This window comes from Alcanivorax sp. HI0083, from assembly GCF_001635175.1.
In genome coordinates this window covers 1-528 of the sequence record NZ_LWFX01000717.1, presented here as the reverse complement: position 1 = coordinate 528, position 528 = coordinate 1, and the positions used below count along the sequence as shown (strand labels likewise).

Genomic DNA, 528 nt, shown 5'->3' with positions numbered 1-528 from the left:
AGCAGGGGGATATTATTTCCACTCCGGCGCGCTGGCCGGGAATTAACGAGGTGGCACCGGAAAGGGTGAGAGGGGGGCTGATGCCCTGGCGCTATCCTGCGTTGCAGCTTCCTCTTGGCTTTACCGGCACGTTGGTGGTGGGCCAAACCCTGCGGGACGACAGTCTCTACCTGACCGGTGCGGCGGATTTTCCGCAGGCGGAGGATTACCGTACGGTTCTGCGTTTGCAGCTGGAGCAGGGCCGGTTGTGCTGTGACGCGCAGGATGGTCCGGGTTCGCTGTAAACTGGCATTGTTCATTGTTCTGTTTCGGTGAGGGTTTATGGATATCCCGTCGCTGTTTCTGTTGATGCTATCCCTGGTGGCAATGGCGGCGCTGCCCAGTACCAGTGTGGCGTTGGTGGTGGTCCGTTCAGCCCGGTTCGGGGTTTCCCATGGTTTGCTGGTGGCCGCAGGTATTGTGCTGGCGGACCTGTTGTTTGTGAGTGTTGCGCTGTTTGGCATGGTGGCACTGGCCCAGTGGCTGGGC

At 60.2% G+C, this 528-nt stretch carries 1 protein-coding gene and 1 pseudogene; both read left to right on the top strand.

All coding sequences use genetic code 11. The features are described 5' to 3' along the window. The coding region (locus tag A3754_RS07045; RefSeq protein ID WP_231880531.1) for a hypothetical protein at positions 1-284 on the top strand (284 nt) is incomplete at its 5' end. 37 nt (positions 285-321) lie between these two features. Then, positions 322-528, top strand: a pseudogene (locus A3754_RS07040) (LysE family translocator); the annotation flags it as partial.